This is a genomic window from Micromonospora sp. 4G55 (genome assembly GCF_016803375.1).
In genome coordinates this window covers 1-8,588 of the sequence record NZ_JAEVHN010000240.1, presented here as the reverse complement: position 1 = coordinate 8,588, position 8,588 = coordinate 1, and the positions used below count along the sequence as shown (strand labels likewise).

The window sequence follows — 8,588 nt, the reverse complement described above, 5'->3', positions numbered from 1 at the left end:
CTGGGCGCGGATCATCGCGCGCCAGGCGTCCATCGCCCGCCCGTCGCGCAGCGCGGCGGCCGGGTCGGCGTCCCGCAGGCCGGCCGCGTCCAGCATCTCCCGGGCCAGCGCCAGGGTCAGCTCCACCACGTCGCCGGGCCGCCCCCGGCCAGCACCTCCACCGACTCGGTCACCTCGACCGCGTTGCCGACGGTCAGGCCGAGCGGGGTGGACATGTCGGTGAGCAGGGCCACGGTCCGCACGCCGTGCGCTCCGCCCAGCTCCACCATCGTCCGGGCCAGTTCCCGCGCGTCGTCGACGGACTTCATGAACGCGCCGGAACCGACCTTGACGTCGAGCACCAGCGCGCCGGTGCCCTCGGCGATCTTCTTGCTCATGATCGAACTGGCGATCAGCGGGATCGCCTCGACGGTGCCGGTGACGTCGCGCAGCGCGTACAGCTTGCGGTCGGCCGGGGCCAGCCCCTCGCCGGCCGCGCAGATCACCGCGCCGACCTCGCGCAGCTGGGAGATGAACTCGGCGTTGCTCAGCGCCGCCCGCCAGCCGGGGATCGACTCCAGCTTGTCCAGCGTGCCGCCGGTGTGCCCCAGGCCGCGCCCGGACAGCTGCGGCACCGCGCCGCCGCAGGCCGCGACCAGCGGGGTGAGCGGCAGGGTGATCTTGTCACCGACGCCGCCGGTGGAGTGCTTGTCCACGGTCGGCCGGGAGACCGGCGAGAGGTCCAGCCGCTCGCCGCTGGCGATCATCGCGGCGGTCCACCGAGCGATCTCCGGCGGGGTCATCCCGCGCAGCAGGATCGCCATGGCCAGCGCCGCCATCTGCTCGTCCGCGACCAGCCCCCGGGTGTACGCGTCGACCACCCAGTCGATCTGGGCGTCGCTCAGCACTCCCCCGTCCCGCTTGGTACGGATGACGTCGACCGCCGTGAACGCACTCATCGTCGAGTTCCTCTGCTTGTCTCGGGTCTGCTGATCGGCGGTACGCCGCGCAGGGTTCAGCCCGCGGGCCAGCGGGTGGGGATCTCCATCGGGGGTTCGCCCTCACCGGCCCAGAAGATGGTGCCGCTCGCGTCGACCACCACCACCCGGGGCGTCCGGGCGTGCCCCCAGGTGATCGCCTCGGCGGGCTCGTCCCAGCTCGGGGCCTCCTCCAGCACCCCGGTCTCGGCGCCCTCGGCGTCCCCCGCCGACCGCTCCCAGTACGCCGTCCAGACCTGCTGCCCGGCGGACATGTCGGGGTGCACGAAGACGGTGCCCCGCCCGCGCCAGGCGGCCAGCCGCTCCGGCACCACCGGGACCGGCTGCTCCCCGGTCACCGCCTCGATGTCGGCCACGTCGAAGGCGTGCGGCAGCAGCTCCGCCATGCGCAACGGCCGGCCCTTGGACTCGACCAGGCACTCCGGCCCGCCGTTCTCCCAGAGCAGCTGCCGGCAGCGCCCGCACGGCATCAGCGGCTCGCCGGTGGCGTCGACGCAGGACATCGCGACGAGCCGGCCACCGCCGCTGGCGTGCAGGGCGGAGACCACCCCGCACTCGGCGCAGAGCGTGACGCCGTACGCGGCGTTCTCCACGTTGCAGCCGGTCACCACCCGGCCGTCGTCGACCAGGGCGGCCGCCCCGACCGGGAACTTCGAGTACGGCACGTACGCGTGCCGCATCACCTCGGTGGCGGCGGCCCGCAGTCGCTCCCAGTCGATCTCGGTCATCCCACCATTCTGCCCAAGTCAGCCTGGTCGGGCGCGGGAAGGGGTACCCCTGGTGTCCACCGACACCCGCCCGCCCCGCCCCGGCGGCGGAAACGACCGTGCCCGGCGGGGCGATCCCCACCGGGCACGGATCTGGCTTGCGCCGAAGGCTCAGCCCTTGATGTACGGCTTGCCGTCCGCGGCGGGAGCGCGCACCCGGCCGACCAGGCCGGCCACCGCCAGGATCGTCGCGAGGTACGGCAGCATCGCCAGGAACTGGCTCGGGATGCTGCTGCCGATGGCACCCAGGTAGGTGCCGAGCTGGTCGGCGAAGCCGAAGAAGAGCGCGGCGAGCAGCGCACCGGTCGGGCTCCACCGGCCGAAGATCAGCGCGGCCAGCGCGATGAAGCCCTTACCGCCGATCATGTTCTTGGTGAACGAGTAGAGCGCCAGCGTGTACGAGGCGCCACCGATCCCGGCGACCATTCCGGCCATCAGCACGTTGCGGTAGCGCAGCCCCAGCACCTTGACGCCGAGGGTGTCCGCCGCGGTCGGGTGCTCACCCACCGAGCGGGTCCGCAGGCCCCACCGGGTGCGGAACAGCGCGATGTGGATGACCAGCACCAGCAGCAGGCCCAGGTAGAGGAAGATGTTGCCGCGGAACAGCGCCGGGCCGAGCAGCGGGATGTCCTTGAGCAGCGGGATCTCCCAGTTGGAGAAGCGCGGCGCGCTGTTGTACTTCTCCGCCTGGGTCTGCATCAGCCGCTCGTAGAGGAAACCGGTCACGCCGACCGCCAGCAGGTTCAGCACGATGCCCATGACCACCTGGTCGACCAGGTAGCGGATCGCGAAGACGGCCAGCAGCAGCGAGATGAACGCGCCGCCGATCGCCGCGGCGACCAGCCCGACCCAGACGTTGCCGGAGATGCTGCCGAAGAGCGCCCCGCTGAAGGCACCCATCAGCAGCTGCCCCTCGATCGCCACGTTGACCACGCCGGACCGCTCGCAGAGCACGCCGGCCAGGGCGCCGAAGATCAGCGGAAGGGCCAGGATGAAGGTGCCCCGGACGATGTTGACCATGGGCATGAAGTTGCGGCCCTCGGGGGCGGCCGACACCTGCCAGCACAGGAAGCTCAGCACGAAGGCGACCAGCCCGACGCCGAGCACCACGGTGAACCAGCGCTTCGGGACGCCGGCCAGCAGGGCCGCTCCGGCGGCGGCGGCGATGATCCCGAAGAGGATCGCGCCGACCGTGCCGTTGATCTCCAGTGCCGCGCCGCCCTCGGTCTCGCTGAGGGTGAAGCGCGCCGGCTGGCCGGTGGCGAGGGCGCCGAAGAGCACGGCGGCGAGCACGCCCAGCGCCAGCAGGACCGCGCCGATCTTGCGGTTGCGCGTCCAGAAGCCCTGGTCGACCTCTGCGACCTTGACGTCGGGGACAGCCATGGTGGACATGCCTTACCAGCCCTTCGCCAGGCTCGTCTGCAACCGGGCGGCGCGGGCGGCCCGGAGCTGGAAGATCGCCTTCACCAGGGCCGGTGCGGCGATGAAGATGACGATCAGCGCCTGGAGCACGGTGACCAGCTCCAGCGAGATCCCCGAGTACGACTGCATCCGGTTGCCGCCGGCCTGGAGCGCGCCGAAGAGCAGCGCCGCGAGCAGCACGCCCCACGGCTTCACCCGGCCGAGCAGCGCCACCAGGATGCCGTCGAAGCCGATCTGCGCTACCACCAGCGGGGTCAGCGCGTTCGCCGTCGAACCCAGCACCATCTGGGTGCCGCCGAGGCCGGCGAGCAGGCCGGAGATGACCATGATCAGCACGTACGCCCGGGTGACGCTGATGCCGGCCGTCCGGGCGGCGTCCGGGTTGGCGCCGACGGCGCGCAGCTCGAAGCCGAGCGTGGAACGGTTGAGCAGCCACGCGACGAACCAGGTGACCAGCACCGCGAGCAGGATGCCGGCGTGCACCCGCAGGTTGTCGCCGAGCAGCCGGGGCAGCTGCGCCGAGGAGTCGACCGGCTTGCTGATCGCGTCGGCGCGGCCCGGGTTCTGCACCCCGTTCTGGACGATGATCCAGGAGAGGAAGTAGACCCCGATGTAGTTCAGCATGATCGTGTTGATCACCTCGTGCGCGCCGGTCCGCGCCTTGAGGATGCCGGGGATGAAGCCCCAGATCGCGCCACCGGCGGCACCGGCGATCAGCGCGACCAGCAGGTGCAGCACCGGCGGCAGCGGCAGCGCGAAGCCGGCGACCGCGGCGAAGATGACGCCGATGGTCGCCTGGCCCTGGGCGCCGATGTTGAACAGGCCACCCCGGAAGGCCAGCGCCACCGCCAGGCCGGTGAACACCAGCGGCGCGGTGTAGGTGAGCGTCTCGGAGATCGGGCTCAGCGCCGCCTGGAAGCCGACCGCATCAGGGTCGAAGACGGCGCCCTTGAACAGGTTCGCGTACGCCTCGCTGACCACCGTCCAGCTGGAGTTGATCGCGTCGCCCGGCCGGGCGGTGATGTAGCTGTAGGTGGCCAGCACCTCCGGGTCGGAGACGATGATCAGGATCGCGCCGACCACCATCGCCAGCACCAGCGCGAGCACCGTCACGGTGACCGTGTTGGCCGCCCAGAGGTTGTCCAGGAAGAGCCGGCCCAGGGTGGGCCGGGGCTGCTCCGTGGGCTGCTTCGGGGCGGTCATGGTGGCGTTCCGGTCGGTGCCGCCGGAGGTGGTCTGCGCCGCCTGCGCCTCGGTCGCCGGTTCCTTGTCCGGAGAGCCCGACGTCACGTTCGGGTCAGTCATGCCTCGTCCTCGTTACCAGGGCCTTCGGGGGCGGGGGCCGCGGCGCCGCCGGTCGGGGTCGCCCCGGCGGTCTCGCCGGCGGCGTCCGGGGTGATGCCGGCCATCAGCAGGCCGATCTCCTCGCGCGGGGTGTCCGGGCTGACGATGCCGATGATCCGGCCGCGGTACATGACCGCGATCCGGTCGGCCAGGCCGATCACCTCGTCCAGCTCGCTGGAGACCACCATGACGGCGGTGCCCACGTCCCGCTCGCGGATCACCTGGCTGTGGATGAACTCGATCGAGCCGACGTCCACGCCCCGGGTCGGCTGGGCGGCGATCAGCAGCTTCAGCGGCCGGGACAGCTCCCGGGCCACGATCACCTTCTGCTGGTTGCCGCCGGAGAGGGTGCCCACGGCGGCGTCGGCCGAGGAGGTACGGACGTCGAACTGCTCGATCCGCTCCTTCGCCGACTTCGCGATCGCGTCCGGCTTGAGAGCCAGGCCCTTGCCGAAGGGCGGCCGGTCGTAGATGTCCAGGACCAGGTTCTCCGCGACGGAGAACTCCTTGACCAGGCCGTCGACGCTGCGGTCCTCGGGGACGTAGCCCACGCCGGCCCGCAGCACCTTCTTAGTGGACCAGCCGTGCACCGGCTCGCCGTCCAGGGTGACCGTGCCGGCGAGCGTCGGGCGCAGGCCCATGATCGCCTCGATCAGCTCGGTCTGGCCGTTGCCCTGCACACCCGCGACGCCGAGCACCTCGCCGGCGTGCACGGTCAGGTCGACGCCGTCGACCGCGCGGATCCGCCGGTCGTCGTCGACCACCAGGCCGGAGACCTGGAGCATCGGCTTGCCGGGGGTGGCCGGCTGCTTGTCCACGGTGAGCCGGACGCTACGCCCCACCATCAGCGCGGCCAGCTCGTCCCGGCTCGCCTCCGGGGAGGCGGTGCCGACGGTCTTCCCGCGCCGGATCACGGTGATCCGGTCGGCGATGGCCTTGACCTCGCCGAGCTTGTGGGTGATGAAGACGATCGACTTGCCGGCGGCCTTCAGCGACCGCATGACCGTGAGCAGTTCCTCGGTCTCCTGCGGGGTGAGCACCGCGGTCGGCTCGTCCAGGATGAGCAGGTCGACGTCGCGGGTGAGCGCCTTGACGATCTCCACCCGCTGCTGGATGCCGACCGGCAGGTCCTCAATCACCGCGTCCGGGTCGACCCGCAGGTTGTACCGCTCGGAGACCTCGGCCACCTCGCGGCGGGCCCGCCGGCGGTCCAGGAAGCCGGCGATGCCGCCCCGGACCTGCTCGGCGCCGAGCATGATGTTCTCGGCGACCGTGAAGACCGGCACCAGCATGAAGTGCTGGTGCACCATGCCGATCCCGGCCGCGATCGCGTCGGAGGGGCCCTTGATCTTCAGCGGCTGGCCGTCGACCAGGATCTCGCCCTCGTCGGGCTGGTAGAGCCCGTAGAGCACGTTCATCAGGGTCGACTTGCCGGCGCCGTTCTCGCCGAGCAGGGCGTGGATCTCTCCAGGCTCCACCGTCAGGTCGATGTGGTCGTTGGCGACCAGATCACCGAACCGCTTGGTGATGCCGCGCAGTTCGAGTCTCAGCGCAACCTCCTGGAGTGCGAGCGATGGTGCAGCCTAGCTGCCGGTCGGCCGGCGACGGGGCCGCCGCGGGTGGAGCGGATCGGCCGCCCCGGCGCACGCGGGGTGTTCCCACGTACGCCGAGGCGGCCGATCGTCATGCCTGGTGCCCGCCGGCCTCCGCTGCCGATGATCCCATCGCGGCGGCCGGGGAGGCGGTCACTTGGTCGGCTGGGCCTTTGAGGTGACCGTGATGGTGCCGGCGGCGATGTCCGCCTTGAGCTTGTCGACCTCGGCCTTGAGCTCGGCCGGAACCTTGCTCTCGAAGTCGTGGTACGGGGCGATCGAGACGCCGTTGTTGGCCAGGTTGCCGACGAAGCCCGGCTTGGCCTGCAGCTTCTCGCCACCGGCGGCCTTGAGCACGGCCTCCTTGACGGCGTCCGGGATGTTCTTGACGACCGTGGTCAGCAGCGCGCCGCAGTTCGGGGTGCTCTCGCAGCCGTCGACGTCGACCCAGACCACCGAGTACTTGCCACCCGAGGCCTGCGCCGCGGCGGTGGTGCCGAGGCCCGAGCCGCCGGCGACCGGCATGATGATGTCCGCGCCCTGGGCGACCAGGGTGTCGGAGACCTTCTTGCCCTCGTCCTGCTTGACGAAGTCGTTGGTGAAGGAACCCTTCTGGGTCGCCTTGTCCCAGCCCAGGACCTGGACGTTCTTGCCCTTGGCCTTGTTGAAGTAGGCCACGCCGTCGACGAAACCGTCCATGAAGATGGTCACCGGCGGGATCGGCAGGCCACCGTAGGTGCCGACCTTGCCGGTCTTGCTCATCCCGGCGGCCAGGTAGCCGGCCTGGAAGGCGGCCTGGGCGGTGTCGAACTGCATCGGGTAGACGTTGTCCACGCCCGGGTTCGCGTCGACGATACCGAACTGCTGGTCCGGGTGCGCCGCGGCGGCCTTCTTGGTGGCGTCCTGCATCAGGCCACCGACGGCCAGGATGAAGTCGCACTTCTGGTTGACGAAGCCGTTGAGGTTGACCTCGTAGTCCGCCTCGGCCTTCGACTGGACGTTCTTGATGTCGATGTTGCCGTTCGCCTTCTGGGCCTCCTGGAGACCCTTCCAGGCGGAGGTGTTGAACGACTTGTCGTCGATGCCGCCGACGTCGGTCACCATGCAGGCGCTGTACTTCTTGGCGCCGTTGCCGGCGTTGTTGTCGTCCTTGGGGGCCTCACCACACGCGGCGGCGCCCAGCACGAGCCCACCCGCCGCGATCGCGGAGGCGATCCGCATCCCACGCACAGAGCGCAAGACGTCTCCTTCCCATTGCACACCGCGCCTCGTGCGGTGGCAGCCCTTGAACCGACCAGCGCTGTGCTGCCGGCATCCCACGTTACGGACGGGAGCGTACGCCCGCGCCCACCCACCGGCCGCCAATCGTGCACGACTGTTGAACGCCTGTTATCCCGGCGTAACCCTGGCGTGGGGCAGATCACTCAGAGTGCTGGTACGTGACCCGTTCGCTGTCCCGAAAGTCCCTTTCCCCGGGTCCGCGAGCGGGTCCGGTCGGCTACCGCCAGAACACCGCGACAGCGGCGTTGAGCAGCGTCAACCCGACGATAGCGAGGAAGTGGCCGCGAGCGACCTGATCCCGCTTCCGGGAGAAGAAGACCATGACGAAGATCAGCAGAGCCAGCACCAACTTGGTAACAAGCTTCGCGGGTGCCGGTTCGTCGCCGTCGCGCAGCGGGGCGGAGAGCCCGATGCCGGTCAGCAGACCGATCACCGACCCCCAGAGCATGGCCGAGTTGATCCGCAGCCGGCCGCTGGCGTACTGGGCGATCGCGCCGCCGAGCAGCAGCGCGAACCCGATCAAATGGACGTAGAGAAGTACCAGCCGAAGAGCTTCCACGCCGGCCATCCTCCCCCATCAACGACAGTTTGTAGTAGCCGCCCCGCCGGGCTGAGCTCATACCGTGATCTCTGCGGCGGTCCGGGGCGGAGTGCTCGGCGGGATCGCCGGGCCGTACTCCGGGAAGCCGCGCCGGCCGAGCAGTACCAGGCCGATCCCGAGCACCGCGTAGCCGGCCAGCACGGCGACCGAGCGGCCCGCGCCCGCACCGTCGAAGAAGGCGGCCGAGCGCAGCAGCGTTCCGCCGGCCCCGACCGGCAGGAACTGCCCGACGGTGCCCCACGGCTGCGGCAGCAGCTCCGGTGCGGCGCTGACCGCGGAGAGCGGGTTGCCGACCAGGAAGACCAGCAGCGCGCCGAGGCCGAGCCCCGGGCCGCCGAGCAGCGCGCCCAGCCCGGCGACGGCACCGGCGGCGGCGAGCGCGAAGAGCCCGATCGCCGCGGCCTCGACCGCCGGGTCGCCCCCGATCACCCCGAGCCAGCCGTGCAGCACGGCGGTGCCGACCAGCGCGGCGAGCAGGGCGTAGCCGAGAGCCCGACCAGCCGGGCGCGCCGGCCGGCGACCAGGACGGTGAGCAGGACGCCGACGAGCATGCTGGTCAGCGCCAACGGCAGGAAACCGGCGGCGAAGCCGGCCCCGCGCGGGT

At 71.1% G+C, this 8,588-nt stretch carries 7 protein-coding genes and 1 pseudogene; all 8 read right to left on the bottom strand.

The window, feature by feature from the left end; all coding sequences use genetic code 11:
- Nucleotides 1–938 (bottom strand): annotated as a pseudogene (locus JNW89_RS19590) (thymidine phosphorylase); the annotation flags it as partial.
- Nucleotides 939–994: 56 nt separating this feature from the next.
- Nucleotides 995–1,705, bottom strand: a complete 711-nt coding sequence (locus JNW89_RS19585; RefSeq protein WP_238450002.1) for a cytidine deaminase — start codon at nucleotides 1,703–1,705, stop codon at nucleotides 995–997.
- A gap of 150 nt (nucleotides 1,706–1,855) precedes the next feature.
- On the bottom strand, nucleotides 1,856–3,136 hold the full coding sequence (locus JNW89_RS19580) for an ABC transporter permease (RefSeq protein ID WP_238450001.1): 1,281 nt from the start codon (nucleotides 3,134–3,136) through the stop codon (nucleotides 1,856–1,858).
- 3 nt (nucleotides 3,137–3,139) lie between these two features.
- On the bottom strand, nucleotides 3,140–4,369 hold the full coding sequence (locus JNW89_RS19575) for an ABC transporter permease (protein WP_375155121.1): 1,230 nt from the start codon (nucleotides 4,367–4,369) through the stop codon (nucleotides 3,140–3,142).
- 98 nt (nucleotides 4,370–4,467) lie between these two features.
- A complete protein-coding gene (locus JNW89_RS19570) occupies nucleotides 4,468–6,000 on the bottom strand; it encodes an ABC transporter ATP-binding protein (protein ID WP_309140003.1) in 1,533 nt (510 codons plus the stop codon).
- 255 nt (nucleotides 6,001–6,255) lie between these two features.
- A complete protein-coding gene (locus JNW89_RS19565) occupies nucleotides 6,256–7,323 on the bottom strand; it encodes a BMP family protein (RefSeq protein WP_238450003.1) in 1,068 nt (355 codons plus the stop codon).
- 277 nt (nucleotides 7,324–7,600) lie between these two features.
- Nucleotides 7,601–7,942, bottom strand: a complete 342-nt coding sequence (locus tag JNW89_RS19560) for a hypothetical protein (RefSeq protein WP_238449999.1) — start codon at nucleotides 7,940–7,942, stop codon at nucleotides 7,601–7,603.
- Between the two features lie 57 nt (nucleotides 7,943–7,999).
- Nucleotides 8,000–8,434, bottom strand: a complete 435-nt coding sequence (locus JNW89_RS19555; protein ID WP_238449998.1) for a hypothetical protein — start codon at nucleotides 8,432–8,434, stop codon at nucleotides 8,000–8,002.
- Between the last annotated feature and the right edge of the window lie 154 nt (nucleotides 8,435–8,588).

Bases quoted from the DNA above. Each gene is read 5' to 3' on its own strand.
- JNW89_RS19585 (WP_238450002.1), bottom strand. From the start codon at position 1,705: ATGACCGAGATCGACTGGGAGCGACTGCGGGCCGCCGCCACCGAGGTG.
- JNW89_RS19580 (WP_238450001.1), bottom strand. From the start codon at position 3,136: ATGTCCACCATGGCTGTCCCCGACGTCAAGGTCGCAGAGGTCGACCAG.
- JNW89_RS19575 (WP_375155121.1), bottom strand. From the start codon at position 4,369: ATGACCGCCCCGAAGCAGCCCACGGAGCAGCCCCGGCCCACCCTGGGC.
- JNW89_RS19565 (WP_238450003.1), bottom strand. From the start codon at position 7,323: ATGCGGATCGCCTCCGCGATCGCGGCGGGTGGGCTCGTGCTGGGCGCC.